This window comes from Paracoccus denitrificans, assembly GCF_900100045.1.
GTDB classification, from domain to species: Bacteria; Pseudomonadota; Alphaproteobacteria; order Rhodobacterales; family Rhodobacteraceae; genus Paracoccus; species Paracoccus denitrificans.
Window position 1 is genome coordinate 93,948 of sequence record NZ_FNEA01000009.1, and the last position, 15,095, is coordinate 109,042.

19 protein-coding genes and 2 pseudogenes are annotated in these 15,095 nt (G+C 63.1%); 10 read left to right on the forward strand and 11 right to left on the reverse strand.

Annotation, left to right across the window (positions count from 1 at the left end; all coding sequences use genetic code 11):
- Positions 1-233 precede the first annotated feature (233 nt).
- The 6 genes from BLT64_RS09645 (at position 234) to BLT64_RS09670 (ending at position 6,525) form a co-directional block, all read left to right on the forward strand.
- The gene (locus tag BLT64_RS09645) at positions 234-1,100 is read left to right on the forward strand and encodes a sugar phosphate isomerase/epimerase family protein (protein ID WP_232290514.1); all 867 of its coding nucleotides are present in this window, start codon (positions 234-236) and stop codon (positions 1,098-1,100) included.
- Positions 1,101-1,143: 43 nt separating this feature from the next.
- Positions 1,144-2,190 carry a sugar ABC transporter substrate-binding protein gene (locus BLT64_RS09650; RefSeq protein ID WP_011746594.1) on the forward strand — a complete coding sequence of 349 codons (1,047 nt, stop codon included), beginning with the start codon at positions 1,144-1,146 and terminating at the stop codon, positions 2,188-2,190.
- A gap of 172 nt (positions 2,191-2,362) precedes the next feature.
- The gene (locus BLT64_RS09655; protein ID WP_269745276.1) at positions 2,363-3,847 is read left to right on the forward strand and encodes a sugar ABC transporter ATP-binding protein; all 1,485 of its coding nucleotides are present in this window, start codon (positions 2,363-2,365) and stop codon (positions 3,845-3,847) included.
- Complete coding sequence (locus BLT64_RS09660) at positions 3,844-4,806, forward strand: ABC transporter permease (RefSeq protein ID WP_011746596.1); 963 nt, start codon at positions 3,844-3,846, stop codon at positions 4,804-4,806. The genes BLT64_RS09655 and BLT64_RS09660 overlap by 4 nt, the downstream gene beginning before the upstream one ends.
- On the forward strand, positions 4,803-5,666 hold the full coding sequence (locus BLT64_RS09665) for a MurR/RpiR family transcriptional regulator (protein WP_011746597.1): 864 nt from the start codon (positions 4,803-4,805) through the stop codon (positions 5,664-5,666). The genes BLT64_RS09660 and BLT64_RS09665 overlap by 4 nt, the downstream gene beginning before the upstream one ends.
- 16 nt (positions 5,667-5,682) lie before the next feature.
- The gene (locus BLT64_RS09670; protein ID WP_011746598.1) at positions 5,683-6,525 is read left to right on the forward strand and encodes a ribokinase; all 843 of its coding nucleotides are present in this window, start codon (positions 5,683-5,685) and stop codon (positions 6,523-6,525) included.
- Positions 6,526-6,548: 23 nt separating this feature from the next.
- On the opposite strand, the pseudogene BLT64_RS09675 reads toward BLT64_RS09670, so the two are convergent.
- Positions 6,549-6,782: pseudogene (locus tag BLT64_RS09675) on the reverse strand (IS3 family transposase); the annotation flags it as partial.
- Between the two features lie 77 nt (positions 6,783-6,859).
- On the opposite strand from BLT64_RS09675, the pseudogene BLT64_RS27325 reads away from it, so the two are divergent.
- Both BLT64_RS27325 and BLT64_RS09685 read left to right on the forward strand, forming a co-directional pair.
- Positions 6,860-7,172: pseudogene (locus BLT64_RS27325) on the forward strand (transposase family protein); the annotation flags it as partial.
- Positions 7,173-8,257: 1,085 nt separating this feature from the next.
- A complete protein-coding gene (locus tag BLT64_RS09685) occupies positions 8,258-8,815 on the forward strand; it encodes a hypothetical protein (protein ID WP_011746602.1) in 558 nt (185 codons plus the stop codon).
- A 19-nt stretch (positions 8,816-8,834) separates the two neighbouring features.
- Here BLT64_RS09685 and BLT64_RS26315 read toward each other — a convergent pair whose 3' ends face one another.
- The 10 genes from BLT64_RS26315 to BLT64_RS27125 all read right to left on the reverse strand — a co-directional run bounded on the left by BLT64_RS26315 (position 8,835) and on the right by BLT64_RS27125 (position 14,177).
- Complete coding sequence (locus BLT64_RS26315) at positions 8,835-8,969, reverse strand: DUF4031 domain-containing protein (RefSeq protein ID WP_128492969.1); 135 nt, start codon at positions 8,967-8,969, stop codon at positions 8,835-8,837.
- Positions 8,969-9,172, reverse strand: a complete 204-nt coding sequence (locus BLT64_RS09690; protein ID WP_128492970.1) for a hypothetical protein — start codon at positions 9,170-9,172, stop codon at positions 8,969-8,971. Before BLT64_RS09690 ends, BLT64_RS26315 begins: the two co-directional genes overlap by 1 nt.
- Positions 9,173-9,180: 8 nt before the next feature.
- Entirely contained in the window at positions 9,181-9,387 is a 207-nt protein-coding gene (locus BLT64_RS09695; protein WP_041529705.1) for a hypothetical protein, read from the reverse strand.
- Positions 9,380-9,730 (reverse strand): DUF4326 domain-containing protein, encoded by a 351-nt coding sequence (locus tag BLT64_RS09700; protein ID WP_011746604.1) that lies wholly within the window; start codon positions 9,728-9,730, stop codon positions 9,380-9,382. Before BLT64_RS09700 ends, BLT64_RS09695 begins: the two co-directional genes overlap by 8 nt.
- A complete protein-coding gene (locus BLT64_RS09705) occupies positions 9,727-10,077 on the reverse strand; it encodes a hypothetical protein (protein ID WP_011746605.1) in 351 nt (116 codons plus the stop codon). Before BLT64_RS09705 ends, BLT64_RS09700 begins: the two co-directional genes overlap by 4 nt.
- Positions 10,070-10,198, reverse strand: a complete 129-nt coding sequence (locus tag BLT64_RS27610; RefSeq protein WP_260155345.1) for a hypothetical protein — start codon at positions 10,196-10,198, stop codon at positions 10,070-10,072. Before BLT64_RS27610 ends, BLT64_RS09705 begins: the two co-directional genes overlap by 8 nt.
- Positions 10,199-10,208: 10 nt before the next feature.
- Positions 10,209-10,466: a hypothetical protein gene (locus BLT64_RS26320; RefSeq protein ID WP_128492971.1), complete on the reverse strand. Its 258-nt coding sequence runs from the start codon at positions 10,464-10,466 to the stop codon at positions 10,209-10,211.
- A 273-nt stretch (positions 10,467-10,739) separates the two neighbouring features.
- A complete protein-coding gene (locus BLT64_RS26325; protein ID WP_139171635.1) occupies positions 10,740-11,174 on the reverse strand; it encodes a hypothetical protein in 435 nt (144 codons plus the stop codon).
- Entirely contained in the window at positions 11,141-11,935 is a 795-nt protein-coding gene (locus tag BLT64_RS09715) for a DNA adenine methylase (RefSeq protein ID WP_011746608.1), read from the reverse strand. Before BLT64_RS09715 ends, BLT64_RS26325 begins: the two co-directional genes overlap by 34 nt.
- A 574-nt stretch (positions 11,936-12,509) precedes the next feature.
- Positions 12,510-14,177, reverse strand: a complete 1,668-nt coding sequence (locus BLT64_RS27125) for a DNA cytosine methyltransferase (protein ID WP_011746610.1) — start codon at positions 14,175-14,177, stop codon at positions 12,510-12,512.
- A gap of 193 nt (positions 14,178-14,370) precedes the next feature.
- On the opposite strand from BLT64_RS27125, the gene BLT64_RS09740 reads away from it, so the two are divergent.
- Together BLT64_RS09740 and BLT64_RS09745 are read left to right on the forward strand one after the other, a co-directional pair.
- On the forward strand, positions 14,371-14,667 hold the full coding sequence (locus tag BLT64_RS09740) for a type II toxin-antitoxin system HigB family toxin (RefSeq protein WP_011746611.1): 297 nt from the start codon (positions 14,371-14,373) through the stop codon (positions 14,665-14,667).
- Positions 14,667-15,044, forward strand: a complete 378-nt coding sequence (locus tag BLT64_RS09745) for a helix-turn-helix domain-containing protein (RefSeq protein ID WP_011746612.1) — start codon at positions 14,667-14,669, stop codon at positions 15,042-15,044. Before BLT64_RS09740 ends, BLT64_RS09745 begins: the two co-directional genes overlap by 1 nt.
- Positions 15,045-15,095: the final 51 nt, after the last annotated feature.

Sequence of the window (15,095 nt, forward strand, 5' to 3'; positions counted from 1 at the left end):
TCGCGAACAGGCGCGGATCGCCTTCGGTTCCGGCCATCCCGGTGCCGGCGCGCGCGTGGCCTCTTCCCTCATTGACAACTTCGCAACTTTACATTTATTCGTGAATTAATGGAGGATAGAGTATAACCCGATTCGCGACGCGCCTGAACTCTTTCGCCGCGCAGGCCGACCGAGCCTGGCCGGACCATAAGGGCAAGCCCACCCTGGAAATGATGGTCCGCCGCGCCGCAAGCGTGCCGGGTTTGAGCCACGTCGATCTCAACTATCCGGACCATGTGCTTGAAGAACCCAAGGTCGTGCAGGCAGAGGTCAACGATCTGGGGCTCCAGGTGAACGGCCTGGCCATGCGCTACTACACCAACCCGGCCTTAAAGCTGGGCGCCTTTACCAACCCCGACCGCGCGGTGCGGCAGGAAGCCATCGACCTGACCAAGCGCGGGATCGACGCGGCGCTGGAGATGGGCGCCCCCCTGATGACGCTGTGGCTAGGCCAAGACGGTTTCGACTACAGTTTTCAGGGCGACTATCCGCGCATGTGGGAGGACGAGATCGGCGGTATCCGCGAGGTGGCCGAACACGCACCCGACTGCATGATCTCCATCGAGTACAAGCCTAACGAACCGCGGTCCTATGCGCTGTTGCCCGACGTCGCCACGACCCTGCTGGCGATCGCGGAAACCGGATGTGGCAATATCGGCGTGACGCTGGACTTCGCCCATGTGCTTTATGCCGACGAAATGCCCGCCTACGCCGCCACGCTGATCGCGCGGAAATCGCGGCTGCTGGGCGTGCATCTGAACGACGGCTATGCCAAGCGCGACGACGGGTTGATGGTCGGCAGCGTCCATCCGCAAGCCACGCTGGAATTGCTGTGGCAGATCACCCGCGACGGATATGACGGCGTAATCTATTTCGACACTTTCCCCGACGCCTCGGGCATCGATCCGGTCGAGGAATGCCGCACCAATATCGAGACTGTCGAGCGTTTCATGAACATGGTTCCACGCCTGAACGCCGACAACCTGCTGCATGACGCCATTGCCGGGCAGAACTCTCCGCTCAGCCAGCGTGCCGTCGCACGCATCATGAGCGGAGCCTGATCTTCACGCCATAACGGAAATTCGTAAAGGGAGGAGACCCGATATGACCACCATCAAATCGTTCCTGCTGGCCAGTGCCCTGACCGCCTTCGGCGGAATCGTGATGGCCCAGGACCTCGCGCCGCTGAACTCGGACGAGGAGCCGGACCGCATGGACTGGAGCGAACTGACCGAGCGCTTCGGCGACCTGCCGAAACCCACAGAGGGCACGCAGATCGGCGGCGTGTCGAAGGCGCTGACCAACGAATACTGGCGCTCGCTGGGCGAAGGCTACAAGAACATGACCGACGCGCAGGGCGTGGGTCTGGCCTATCAGGCTGCCCCGTCCGAGGGTGACCAGCTTGGGCAGCTGTCGATTGCCGAGAACATGATCCTGCAAGGTTATCAGGGGCTGCTGGTCTCTCCGCAGACCGACAACAACCTGCAGCCGGCGATGGAAACCGCCGCCAGCAGGGGTATCGCGGTCGTCAACGTCAATGACGCCGTGATTCCCTCCGCGACCCAGTATGTCGGCAATGTCCAGCGCGACAACGGCGTGCGGGTGGCGCAGTGGTTCATCGACAATCGCCCCGGTGGCGGCAAGGTAGCGGCGATCGAGGGCCAGCCGGGCGTGTTTGCCGCCGGACAGCGCACCGACGGTTTCACCACAACCATCACCGAGGCCGGAAACTTCCAGGTCGTCGCCAGCGTTCCCGCAAACTGGAGCCGCGAGCAGGCCTATGACGCCGCATCGACGATCCTGCAGCAGCATCCCGACCTGATCGGGTTCTATGCCAATAACGACGGCATGGCCCTGGGTGTCGTGGAGGCGGTGAAGGCCGCCAATCTGCAAGAACAGGTGTCGGTCTTCGGCACCGATGGGATACCGGACGCCTATGCCTCGATCCGGGCAGGCGACCTGACCGGCACGGTGGACAGCTTCCCTGTCCTCACCGGCGAGGTCGCCATGGAAGTCGTGCTGCGCCTTCTGGCCGGACAGGGCATTCCGCGCGTGGTCGCGACTCCGCAGGCGCTGATCACCGCCGACAACGTCGCCGACTATTCGGTCGAGGACAGCACCGCGCTGCGCGAGAAGTTGCTGGCGGAATGATCGAGGACCGCGGGGCGGGCATCCGTCCGCCCCCGATCTTCTCCAACGCTTCGGAGCAACGTCGGACACAGGCGTCGCCCGCTCCGGTCACATTCGGCCCTGAAAGGTAGCGACATGACCACTTCGGCAAGCCGGCCTGTCACTTGTCGGCATCAGCAAGACCTTTCCCGGCATCCGCGCACTCGACAATGTCAGCTTCGACATCAGGCCGGGTGAGGTGCATGGGCTTCTTGGCGAGAACGGCGCCGGGAAATCGACGCTTCTCAATATCCTGTCGGCGGTGCTGTCGGCCAGCGAAGGACAGATCATCATTGACGGCGAGCCGGTCTCGCTTGCTCAGCCCGCGGATGCCCGCGCGGCCGGGATTGCCATGATCCATCAGGAATTGCAGCATATCCCAGCGCTCAGCGTCGCTCAGAACATGTTTCTGGGCCGGCCGCTGACACAGGCTGGCGGCCTGCTCGTGGACCGGGGCAGTCAGGAACAACGCGCCCGGCAGGTGCTGGCCGATCTGGATCCCAGCATCGACCCGCGTGCCCCCATCCATACGCTGAAGGTCGCGCAGCAGCAGATCGTCGAGATCGCCCGCGCGCTCTTTGACGATGCCAGGATCATCACCATGGACGAACCGACCTCCAGCCTGACGCCGTCGGAGTTCGAAAGCCTGGCGGCTCTGATCGCCCGGCTTGCGGCGAGGGGAGTGTCGATCATCTATGTCTCGCACAAGATGGACGAGGTCTTCCGCGTCTGTCAGCGCGCCACGATCCTTCGCGACGGGCGCTATATCGATACGGTGGATCTGAGCGAGGTCAGCGAGGATCAGGTGATCTCGCGCATGGTCGGGCGCGACATCATGCAGGAAGGCCATGTCAGCCACGCGCGTCCCGAAGTGGTGATGCGGGTCGAGGGGCTGGACGACGGCAGGCTGATCCGCGAAGCCAGCTTCGAACTGCACCGCGGCGAGGTTCTGGGCATTGCCGGGCTGGTGGGGTCGGGCCGAACCGAACTCCTGCGCCTGATCGCGGGCATTGATCGGGTGCGGCAGGGGCGCGTGGTGCTGAACGGCAACCCGGTCGATCTGCGCAGCCCGCGCCACGCCATCCGCAGCGGCATAGGGCTGGTGCCCGAGGAGCGGAAGAAGGACGGCATCGTGCGCGACCGCTCGGTCGCCTCGAACATCGCGCTGCCCTGCATGGGGCGCTTTACCCGTCACGGCCTCGTGCGCCGCAAGGCGTTGCGGGCCGAGGCGACGCCGCTGATGAAGAAAATGGGGATGCGCCCGCCCGACGTGACCCGCGCCATCGGCACCTTCTCCGGCGGCAACCAGCAAAAGGCCATCATCGGCCGCTGGCTGGCGGCGGATGTGGACATCCTGCTGTTCGACGAACCCACCCGCGGCATCGACATCGGCGCCAAGGCCGAAATCTATGCCCTGATCGAAGCGCTCGCCAAATCGGGCAAGTCGATCGTCGTCGTCAGTTCGGAACTGCCCGAGATCATCCGCCTCTCGGACCGCGTCATGGTCATGCGCGAGGGCCGCATCGCCGCGACGCTGGCAGGGGCCGAGATCGCCGAGGATGCCATCGCCGCCAACGCTATCCCCAAATCCAGACGCCCGGACAAGATCCCGGCCCAGCCCATCGAGGCACTGTCATGAACAAGACCCTGACCGCATCTCCGAGCCGCCGGTTGCCGATCAACCTCCGCGACGCCGGCACCCTTTTCGGCCTCGTGCTGATCTTCGCCGTATTCGCGGCGCTGAACCCGGTCTTTCTGACCGGGCCGAACCTGATCAACATTCTCCAGCAATCCGCGATCAACGCCTGCATCGCCCTGGGGATGACTTTCGTGATCATCTCGGGCGGGATCGATCTGTCGGTCGGACCAACGGCTGCGGTATCGGTGATCGTTGGCGCGACCCTGATGATCGCCGGCGTGCCGATCCCGCTGGCCGTCGTCGCCGCGATCGCGACCGGCATGGCCTGCGGGCTGTTCAACGGTACGCTGGTGGCCATCGCGGGGCTGCAACCCTTCATCGTGACGCTTGGCGCCCTGTCGCTCTATCGGGCGCTGGCGCTGATCTTCACCGGCGGCAACCCGATATTCGGCATCCCGACCGAGTTTCGGCAGGCGATCAACAGCCTGGTCCTCGGCGTGCCCGTGCCGGTCATCATCGTCGCAGTGATCGCGGCGGTGTTGTGGGTGGTGCTGAACCGCAGCCCGCTTGGAGAATATATCCTGGCCGTCGGCGGCAATCAGGAGGCAGCGCGTATCGCCGGGGTGCCGGTGGCACGCACACGGATCACCGTCTATGTGCTTTCGGGCGGGCTGGCCGCCGTGGCCGGGCTGATCCTGACCGGACGGCTGGGCGCAGCCGACCCGACCATGGGCAACCTGTGGGAACTGGACGCCATTGCCGCGGCCGCCATCGGCGGGGCCTCCCTGATGGGCGGCAAGGGCTCGGTCATCGGCACGCTGATGGGCGCGGTGATCCTGGGGGGCTTGCGAAACGGCTTGACGCTGATGAATGTGCAGGCCTTCTATCAACTCCTTGCGACGGGTATCATCATTCTCGTGGCAATGTTGATCGACCGGGCAACGCGGGGCAAGGCATGATGGGACATTACGATCCGCGCACGGTGGGCGCCCAGATCCGGATGAAGCTTCCGTTTCTGACTCCGCTGGAGGCGCGGGTCGTCGATACCATTACCGGCCGCAACGACCTGGACCTGACCACCGCCCTGCGGCAGGTATCCGAAGATGCCGGCGTTTCCGATGCCATGGTGGTCAAGATCGCGAAGAAGCTGGGCTTCAACGGTTTTCGGGACTTCCGCGAAGCTCTGGTCGTCTATCGCCAGACCGATGTCGCGTCCCTGCACAGCGAGATATCGCCCGAAGACAGTTCGGCCGACATCATCCGCAAGGTGTTCCAGACCTCGATACAGGCGCTGGAAGAAACCATGTCCATCATCGACGTCTCGGCTTTCGATCGCGCGGCCACCCTGCTCCATGGCGCGCGGCAGCGCGATTTCTACGGCGTCGGCGGCTCGGCCCAGATCGCGCGGGATGTGGCGCACAAGTTCCTGCGCATCGGTCTTCGCGCCGGGGTCCAGGACGATCCGCACATGATGCTGATGTCCGCCGCCCTGCTAGGGCCAGAGGACGTCGTGGTCGCATTCAGCCATTCCGGCACCACCTCGAACGTGATCGAGGCCGCACGGCTGGCCCGCCAGCAGGGGGCGCGGGTGATCGCGATCACCAATTACGCCACCGCGCCCCTGTCCGAGCTGGCCGACATCGCGCTGTGTTCGACCGCGCAGGGCTCTCCCCTCCTGGGCGAAAATGCCGCCGCGCGGATCGCGCAACTGAACATCATGGACGCGATCTTTGTCGCCGTCGCGCAGCGCGACCTGGAACGGGCCGAGGCGCAACTGGCCCGGACCCGCAATGCCGTGGACAACAAGCGCCGCAGATAACATCACGAGGGGAAACATGGCCCGCACTTCCTGCGCTGTCGTCGTCGGCAGCTTGCACTATGACATCGTCGTCTCGGCGCCCCATCGCCCGGCGGCGGGCGAAACCGTCACCGGCACGGCCTGGCACCCGGTCTTCGGCGGCAAGGGCGGCAACCAGGCGGTCGCGGTCGTGCGGGCCGGGGTGGCGTGCCGGATAGTCTCGGCCGTGGGGGACGACGATTTCGGCCTGTTCTTGCGCGGCCATCTGGAGGCCTCGGGGGTGGACGCCGCCCATGTCGCCACATTGCCCGGCACCGGCTCGGGGATGAGCGTCGCGATCATGGATGCCGGCGGGGATTACGGCGCGGTGATCGTCTCGGGCGCCAATCTGGCGATTGATCCGGCGGTTCTGGACCGCGATGCGCTATGGGACGGGGCCAGCCATCTGGTCCTGCAAAACGAGATCCCCGAGGCGCTGAACATCGCCGCGGCCCGCGCCGCGCGGGCGCGCGGGTTGCGCGTAGTGCTGAACGCGGCGCCGGCCCGTGACCTGTCCGCCGATCTGGCCGCGACGATCGACATTCTGGTCGTCAACGCGGGCGAGGCCGAGGCACTGAGCGGTATCGTGGTCGAAAGCCTTGAGGATGCCCGGCACGCAGCATCCGCCTTGGCAGATCGCTTCCGTATCGTCGTCGTGACGGCCGGCACCGAGGGCGCACATTCCGAACCCGGACGCAGGGTAAAGCTGGTCAGTACCCACGGCGCTGGCGACTGCTTCATCGGCACACTGGTCGCTGAACTTGCCCATGGCGGTGACCTGAGATACAGCGTCAGGCAGGCCAATCTGGCGGCGGCGAAACACGTCTCACGGGCTGAGTGAAATCTCGCTCAACCACGATGGGGCTAATGTAGCACGCCCGACACACATAAGGTGTTCAGTCCCGGCATCTGGTGGATCGGATTAACGATGAATCTGTCCGGCTCTGAAATCCAGATCTTGCAGATGTATTCGTAGGGCGTGAGCCCACTAAACGTTTTAAGCCTGCGGGCGAGGTTGTAAGCTGCTATGAAGTCTGTGAGGTGCGTGCGAAGCTGATCGGGGCGCTCGTAGTGGAAGCGCTTGACGGTTGCGGTCTTAGGTAGCAAACGCACCATAATGTTGACGCAGTGGGCTTTGAGAACATTATGATAACACAATTGCTCTGAAGGTCTCCATGGCGCAGCACTTTCTTCTCGATGCGGCGGCACGAACACTTTCGCTCAAGGTGATTTTCTCCGATGGCGAGGAGGCCGCCTATCGCCGGTTCTGCCGACAGCGGTAGCGAGAGACAGATGGCGCGCCGGTCTGTCGGCCTGTGGATGGCTGATGTCTACGACTTGACGACCCGTCGGCGTTTCAAATGTGCGGCCTGTCATCGCCAGTTCAGCGTGACCTCCGGCACCATCCTTGCGTCGCGGAAGCTGTCCTTCGTCGACCTGCTCGGCACGAACTGCCAGTTCGTGAATGCGGCCAAGGGGCTGTCGGCTGCTGGATTTCACTACCTGCCTGCATCGAATGAAGCGGATGGAGAGGTCGGCTGAGATCGCGTAAGGCGCCCGATTCCTCTTGTCGGACCGCTCCAGCTTCGTGACCGGCGGGCCGTTAATTGCCGAGGACGGCATCTCGGTCCGGCTGGTCTGAGCTTGTCGGCACCAAACGGGCGCAGGCGGCACTTGCCGCCCGTCCTCGGAATGCGGCAGACTGCTACGGGTTCTGCTGATCGGGGCGAGCACAAGGCTTGCCATCCTGGGAAACCGGGTTTCTACAAAAGCAATAATGGGTTACATTATGCAGCAAGCTATGGGACGTGGCACTCGATTAATCGCAAGTATCGTTGGTTGCGCGCCCCCGCAACCAAATTCCACAATATTATCAGCATCTTACGCGCAAGCCCCGGTCACCGCCGGGGCTCTGTTTTTTTGCGGTCAACACCTGGTCAACATTCGGGGCCTGCCAGAGACTCGGCGGTGCCGACGAGCGAGGATGGTCAGCGATGAAGGAATATGGGAAGCGATCACAGTGATGACCAGCCGAGCAAAAAAAAGCGGCGCATAGCGCCGCCAAGTTAGGTTGATGTGGTTCCTGCCGCTGGGCCGCTATCGCCGAGCGCGGCGGCACTCAGGTTCCGCTAGGGTCAGGCAGGCCGGCTGCGCCAGTGAGCGCAGACGAACTCCAAGCGACCGAAGCGGATGCGATGATACGCGTTCACAAACACGTCCCTCATGCCCCAGACTCCTATGTCTAAGGGTTTCGCTTGATGCGGGCCGCGATTTATGGAATACTCAGTTTGCACACGGAGGATTTCCACGGGCTGCGGCCCGCGCTGATTTCCGCCTATTTGGGAAGCCAGGCCGTCAGGTCTGGCTTTTCCCATTTAAGGTCACGCCGTGCCGGGCAGATGGCAACGCGACGGACCCCGGTATCTTCTCACGATCAGTCTCCGAGTTTTGTTGGTGGGTCGCCCCACGAGAAATAAGTAGCACGATTGACGCGACTCGCACAAGCGCATACTTACGACGAAGGCGGGCGAAAAACGCGCTTGCGGTGACCTGCGGCCAAAAGGGGAACATGTATGATGGATATGATCGCACGTTTGCGGGCGGAGCGGCAAGATCTTGTGGCGCGTCTAGGTGAGATCGACAAGATTTTGACGCAGTACAAACAGATCGAACGTGCTGCGCAACAGCTTTTAGGTGACCACCCACCGGTTGATTCGCGGGCGATGACAGCAGGACCTGTAGAGCCTGTTGCGCCACATACGCCAGCTACAGTGCCTGACCGGGCGGTCAGCGCGAAGAACAAGACTCCGATAGAGGAATTCGAGCAGGCGGTTATAGACGTGCTGCAAGAGACCGCTGCCCCCCTGAACCGTGTGCAACTCTATGATGCATTGACGGACCGAGGGATCGTGATCGGGGACGGTGATCGCGAGAAGGAACTCAATGCGCTATCGGCAAGGGTCTATCGCATGACGCAAACGGGTAGGCTGACAAGCCGGCGTGGGCAGGGATATAGCTTGAAAGCTGATGGTGATGTTGATGGCCCTCGTTACGATCCTCAACAAGAGGACCTTCCGCGGCATCAAGAGGTCCGAGAGGCAGACGAACGAGACGACGAACTGCTCGGTTGATTTCCTGTTCTGCAGATTTTTAGCTTGCACATTCCCGCGCCTGCCGCCGCATGACGTGATAATCGGCCAGCAGTTCCTCGGTCGAATCCGCCACCATGTGGCACATCTTCATGCGGCCGAACGGTGCCTGCATGTCATCGACGTAGACCGCCATCACGCGTCCCCATCGAACAGATCGCCCAGCGCCGGGGGAACTGGCGGAGGCAGGACCCGGTCGCATTCGTTTGCCAGGACGCGGAGCCGGGCGGCGGTCGACGCTGCCACCTCACCGCTGACCAGCAGCAGGCCGTGATCCGTCACCACGCGGAGCCGACCGTCCTCGATTTCGATCCCGAAAGAGGGCGTTACCAGAATCATGGCCACCATCACGGAAACTGAACCTGAAACTCGTATCGCGGAACCCCGCGCACCAGTATCTGCGTCTTACAAAGCCCGATGAACTCCTGAAGAACGATATCAGTCGCCGGAACGCCGGCCGCCAGCAGACCGGCTAATGCATCCTCTATTGCCTCTTTGTGTTCTTCCAGCACTTGCCGGCGTTTAGCCGATATCCGCCGCGAGATTTCATCCATCGCGTTCATCTCCTCTGTTCGCCAGGCGCAGAAGCACATCCGCGTGGCAGGGCTGATCGAGCGGGCACCAGCAGGCCAGGTCTTTGCCGCGAAGATCTCCGATGCCCGAGATGATCCGGCCGATGTGGCTGTCCGGGTGCGCGACCGGCCGGCAGTAAGAGCCATTCGACATGAAACCCTCGACGGCATGCGCGAAGCGGCGCACCGCCTCGGCTGCATCAGTAATGTCCGGCTCACCAACCCGCCACGGGTTGCCCCAGCGGGTCGAGCGGTCGACTTTCACCGCGTCGGCCGGCAGCCGCCAACCTTTCGTGCGCTTCAACTGGATGCGTTGGGGCATCATGCATCATCCGCATATTGGTCGCGCGCCAGCCGGTCAACTTTCCAGAATCCGCCGACATGGCGACGCAGCATGTCCAGCGTGGCCTCTTTCGGAGTTACACCCTCGCAGGGCATGATCAACTGCCCGTCTCGCTCGAACAAAATGCCTTCGACGCGGCGCGGCGGGATGCCGAAGCTGAAAGAGATGGTATCTCCTGCTTTGACCAGAAGGCCGTCACTGTCCCGGTCCTGCAGGTCCACCTGAAACCCGGCCAACGATCCGCACTTCGGACACCAGACTGCGCGGCCTGGCTTTCGCCGTCCCGTCCAGCCGCAAGCGCCGCATTCAACCGGCAGCAACTCACCCATCCTCGCCTCCTAGATCCCGACCGACGCGGAGCAGGCCCGGCCCGAGGAACACTTCAATGACACCATCCCACCAGCCGACGCCGAATACCCACATGCCGTCCGCGAACCGAATCCAGCGCATCCCCGCCTCCTCACAGCACGATGAACACGGCACGATCGCCCCAGGTCAGTTGCCGACGCCGCAGCAGTTCACCCAGCGGACCATCGCCGCCGCAGTCTCGCCAGAGGTCGACGCCATCGCAGACGGTGATCCTCCGCGGTGCGCAGCCGCGGTCATCGCGCATGTGCAGGGCGCTGACCACCCGAATATTCGGGTTTCCCCGGACCTGCTCCCGAACACGTCCCGCCTGACGCTCGTCCCGGCAGACGATCATCTCATATCCTGACATCAGATCGTCCCTCACTCATAATCGTGGCAGATCGCTACCGGCCCGAAGCACCACCAGACTCCGACCACACGGCCATCCTCAGCCACCGCATCGCGCCGCCCGAGCCGCCAAGCCCGAGGGCTGAGCGAAAACGCTATTCCCCACATTCGGAATCCCCTTCCTGAAATTCAGCCCAGCGCAGCCGATCTTCTGCCAGCAGCGCAGCCGTTCGCGGCGGGCAGGGGGTGACATGGGACGCCCGCCGTGCGGCTCCAAGTTACCTGTCGCACTCATCTACGAATCCCCCTCGATGAAACGCCAGGTGGGAAGCTGGCAGCGCAGCACGGCCGACCCCCGGAAGGCGCAAGGTTGACGCCGGTAGATGACCTTTTCTCCGGGCGAGCCATTGCGGGTCCACAGGATGCCGCCGCCGATCAGGCGATCCGCATCCACGAGTTCGCAGAAACTGGCGAAGTCGGGGAGTTCGGTCTCGATGATCACGAAAGGCGCGCACCGACCCGGAGTGTCGGTTTCCGGCTCAAACCATACCTGCACAATGCAACCGTTCATCCTATCCTCTCTCACTACTGCCGCCCGGGGCGGCGTTCCCTCACGCGGCGTCCTGGCCTCGAGCCGCTCGATCCGTTCCAGAAGGTGCAGAATTGCGGCCTGTTCGGGGCTGAGCGCCTCGGCCGTCAAAGCAGCCGATCTGGCTCGAAATTCATCCACAGCACCTCGGTCCTTTCCCGAGCCCCATCGGCATGCGCGCGGCGTTCCAAGCGCTGCCAGCCGGCCAAGGCTTCATCGTAAAGGGAGTTGGCGTAACCAGAGAGGATCACCCGGCCGCGCAGCGCGCCCAGCGCCGCCAGCAGGTCGATGTGGTCCGCGTCCGACATCTCATGCGCATAGTCCGAACCATAGTCCCGCGTTCCCATGACATAGGGCGGATCGACATAATGCAGGGTCTCTGGGGAATCGTGTGCTGCCATGACCTCACGAGCATCGCGGTTCTGGATCACTACGCCCGACAGGCGATCAACGATCATTGCCAGCGCGTCGGGGTAATTCCGCCAGTCGCGCGCCGGTGTCGTGCCCGAGCGGTTGCTGTTCGACCGGAAGCCCGTCCTGCGCTGGTGACCGTTCGATCCGAATCCCATGAAAGAGCGGATAATGATGCGTCGGGCGCGCTCGACCGGATCATATGCAGGTTCATACGCAGTGCGGAACTCGCTCTCCGCGAAAGGCGTCAGTCGCAGCAGGTCAATCAGGTCGTGCGACCGATCCGACCGCAGCACCTGAAACAGGTTTACGACTTCATCATCCAAGTCATTGTAGACTTCGGCATAAGACCGAGGCTTACGCAGAAGCACGGAGGCCGCGCCTCCAAACGGTTCGACATAGATTCGGTGATGCGGCATCTGCTCGATGATCCATGGCGCGAGCCGCCATTTGCCGCCGTGCCAGCGCAGGATGGGGCGATGCACGGTCATTCTAACCATCCCCATCGTCCGCCATTATGGATACGGTTCACAGTTGACGGCGACACTCCCAGCAATTTGCCAATATCGCGGCAAGACATCGTTCCTCGCCAACGACGAATCTGGCGCACATGTGCTTCCGATAGTTTGTGAGCGCCATGCCTCTCGCCGCGCGAGCGGCTCCCGTGGATTATTTTGTCAGCCTCGTTTTCCTTTGCGGTCGCCCATCGAATATGTATCGGATTGACGCAGCCGAGATGGCCGTTCCCGCACGAATGCGCGGCGTGATCATCAGGCCGAACAGGGGGCCCATGAACCTCTTCGCAGACGATGCGATGCACAAGCTTGGGGAATCTTTCGATTGCTATTTGTCCGTAGCCAAATGGATTTTTAGAAAATGGCCAAAGCAGGCAGTTATTGCCGCAGTAAAGAATAGCGAACTTGAGGAATTTGATAGGATCGCCGACCGATGTATTTCCGCCGAGAGGGTCGCCGTGCCTGCGGAATCTCTTGTAGTGAGCGTTGCACAAGCATCTTGCATGAATCGGCCTGTCACAGCCACAAACCAAGCAAATTCCAATTGCCGTCATTTCAGCATCTCCACCATACTGATCCGTTCGCCAATCCATTCAACAGCGTTTACTGCGAACGAATTCCCAAGGGATCGATAGCGCGGCCCGTCAGGTGCGCCGTTCCGGCCCCGCCACGGGATCATGGTGTGTTCGTCGGGCATGCCCTGCAGGCGCTCGCACTCTTCCGGGACAAGTCGCCGCACGGCCCATGGCAGGGCGACGGCCTGCGGCGTGGTGCGGGCCTCCAGCGTGTAGGAGGCACCGTCCTCTCGGAAGCCCTTGCCGTCAGGCCCCGCGTTCGGGTTCTCGCAGACGGCGCGCTCCTGAATGGCGACCGCCAACTGCCCGCCCGCATTCGCATGGGAATCGGCATGGCCCATGGCGCGGAGCGTGGGCGTCACATCGTCCTGCGCGTCCGCGCCGTAATCCTTGGCCGAGAAGCATATCGCGGCCCGGCCCCCGCTCTTGCCGCCGCCATGGAGCGCGCCAGGCACGTCTCCGATGGACAGGCCCGTCTCGCCGCCAGCGAGGCAATCAAAGGCAATGGGGTGGGCAACATGGGGGAACTGATCCGAGAGCCCGCGACCATGATCCGCCTTCAAAGTGGGGAAAACCTCCGCGCTTGGATCGGCCCCCGCGCCACGGGCGAGGTTACCCGGCTGGAAGGACAAGGGCTGCGGGACCGGCACGATAGGCGTCCCGCGCCCGGTGCCGTCCTCGGACGCGTCGAAGCCCTCGGCGCGCAGGGAGTGAGCGACGATGGGGGCTTCGTGGTTGCATGTCAGGGTTGGTCCATGATCGATGCCGATCTCGGCACCGCCTTGGCCGTGGGCCATAGCGATCAGCCGGCCGTCGATTCCGTCCTTGCCGCTACAGCCTCCAGTGCTTGCCGTAAGGCTAGAGGCAAGTCCTTGCCCCAATTGCCGGCGCGGCGGAGGATTCCCGAGCAGGCTTTCGCGGTCAAATAATACTGCTGCGGCACGTCGCCAGTCTCCAAGATATCCGACAACGAACACACGTCGCCGTCGCTGGGGCACCGCCCGAGGGTGTCCGCGTGTTCGCACGAACTGAGCGTCAAGCACCCGGTAGGCGAGGCCATAGGCTTCGGGGATGCCGGAGACGATTCCGGCGTTCTTCCAGCCCCCATCGGGGACGTCGATCTGCTGGCCGCTGATTTCACCCAGAAATCGCGCAAAGTCCCGTCCGCCGTTGCTGCTGAGAACGCCGGGGACATTCTCCCATACGAACCAGCGGGGGCGATATCGTGCAGCAATTTCAACATATGTGAGGGTGAGTTGCCCTCGGCTCCCAGCCATGCCGAGGCGAAGTCCCGCGACGGAATAGTCCTGGCAGGGGGTTCCGCCGACAAGAACATCGAAAGCTGCATCCGGCCACCTGTCGAATTGCGTCATGTCCCCGAAGTTCGGAACGCGGCCGACCTCGGGGAGTTTGGCGACGGCACGGATTGCGGCGGCGCGGGCCTTGCGGTCCTTTGCCGAAAGCCCCGCCTCGTCCGGCGCGGGCATGAAGATGGGACGGCCGGCACCGAAGCGGTGGTGCAGGACGTGGCAGGGAAAGGGCTCGATCTCCGAATAGCCGATGGCTTTCCATCCGAGCGGCTCCCATGCGAGGGAAGCCGCTTCGATACCGCTGCAGACCGAGAGAAAGCTGAGGTTCACCATATCCAGCCGTATGCACGACTGGATGCGCTGGCCTTTAGGCGCCCATAGGCGGTGAAAGCCGGCCCTTTCGACCACCTATCACCGCCGCGCGCCGGAACCGCCTCGCGCCAAGATCATTCCCAAAATGGGAATATCAGCTTGCCTTGGGCCGGGCCTTGTGCGATATTCCCAATACGGGAATAATGGAGTGACCATGCAGATCATCGCCAAGGCAACGCTTCGCGCCTTCTGGGAGCGGGAGCCCCGCGCCGAAACGCCCTTGGTGAACTGGTATGCCGCCGTTTCGAGGGCAAACTTTTCCGGGCCGGCCGATGTGAAGGCCATGTTCGGAACGACCGTCGATTTCGTGGGGGACAACCGTGTGATCTTCGATATCGGCGGCAACAAATACCGCCTGATCGTGCATTTCGCCTATCCCTACCGCCGAGGGCTGATCAAGTTCGTCGGCACCCACAAGGAATATGACAAGATCAACCCGGAGACGATCTGATGGACGTTCGACCGATCCGCACCGAAGCAGACTATCAATGGGCGCTGGCCGAGATCGCCCCGTATTTCGACAACCAGCCCGAACCCGGAACCCCAGAAGCCGACCGCTTCGACGTTCTGGCCGACCTGATCGAAGCCTATGAGGACCGGCACCATCCCATTCCTGAAGCCGATCCCGTCGACCTGCTGAAGGCGCACATGGAAGCGACCGGGCGCACCCAGGCCGATCTCGGCCGGCTGCTCGGATCGACGCCGCGCGCCTCCGAGGTCGTGAACCGCAAGCGCGCGCTCACCGTGGCCATGATCCACAAGATCAGCACCGAATGGGGCCTTCCGGCCGATTGCCTTGTCCGGCCCTATCACCTGAATGCCGCGTGATGTCCTCGGCCAGCGCCTCGAGCGCGGCAAGCGTGGGCTGGTAGAAGGCGG

Bases quoted from the DNA above. Each gene is read 5' to 3' on its own strand.
- BLT64_RS27610 (WP_260155345.1), bottom strand. From the start codon at position 10,198: ATGCGCTGGATTCGGTTCGCGGACGGCATGTGGGTATTCGGCGTCGGC.
- BLT64_RS09700 (WP_011746604.1), bottom strand. From the start codon at position 9,730: ATGATGCCCCAACGCATCCAGTTGAAGCGCACGAAAGGTTGGCGGCTG.
- BLT64_RS09695 (WP_041529705.1), bottom strand. From the start codon at position 9,387: ATGGATGAAATCTCGCGGCGGATATCGGCTAAACGCCGGCAAGTGCTG.
- BLT64_RS09670 (WP_011746598.1), top strand. From the start codon at position 5,683: ATGGCCCGCACTTCCTGCGCTGTCGTCGTCGGCAGCTTGCACTATGAC.
- BLT64_RS09740 (WP_011746611.1), top strand. From the start codon at position 14,371: ATGCAGATCATCGCCAAGGCAACGCTTCGCGCCTTCTGGGAGCGGGAG.
- BLT64_RS09660 (WP_011746596.1), top strand. From the start codon at position 3,844: ATGAACAAGACCCTGACCGCATCTCCGAGCCGCCGGTTGCCGATCAAC.
- BLT64_RS09705 (WP_011746605.1), bottom strand. From the start codon at position 10,077: ATGGGTGAGTTGCTGCCGGTTGAATGCGGCGCTTGCGGCTGGACGGGA.
- BLT64_RS09665 (WP_011746597.1), top strand. From the start codon at position 4,803: ATGATGGGACATTACGATCCGCGCACGGTGGGCGCCCAGATCCGGATG.
- BLT64_RS09745 (WP_011746612.1), top strand. From the start codon at position 14,667: ATGGACGTTCGACCGATCCGCACCGAAGCAGACTATCAATGGGCGCTG.
- BLT64_RS27125 (WP_011746610.1), bottom strand. From the start codon at position 14,177: ATGGTGAACCTCAGCTTTCTCTCGGTCTGCAGCGGTATCGAAGCGGCT.
- BLT64_RS09690 (WP_128492970.1), bottom strand. From the start codon at position 9,172: ATGATTCTGGTAACGCCCTCTTTCGGGATCGAAATCGAGGACGGTCGG.
- BLT64_RS09650 (WP_011746594.1), top strand. From the start codon at position 1,144: ATGACCACCATCAAATCGTTCCTGCTGGCCAGTGCCCTGACCGCCTTC.
- BLT64_RS09685 (WP_011746602.1), top strand. From the start codon at position 8,258: ATGATGGATATGATCGCACGTTTGCGGGCGGAGCGGCAAGATCTTGTG.
- BLT64_RS09715 (WP_011746608.1), bottom strand. From the start codon at position 11,935: ATGACCGTGCATCGCCCCATCCTGCGCTGGCACGGCGGCAAATGGCGG.
- BLT64_RS26320 (WP_128492971.1), bottom strand. From the start codon at position 10,466: ATGTCAGGATATGAGATGATCGTCTGCCGGGACGAGCGTCAGGCGGGA.
- BLT64_RS26315 (WP_128492969.1), bottom strand. From the start codon at position 8,969: ATGGCGGTCTACGTCGATGACATGCAGGCACCGTTCGGCCGCATGAAG.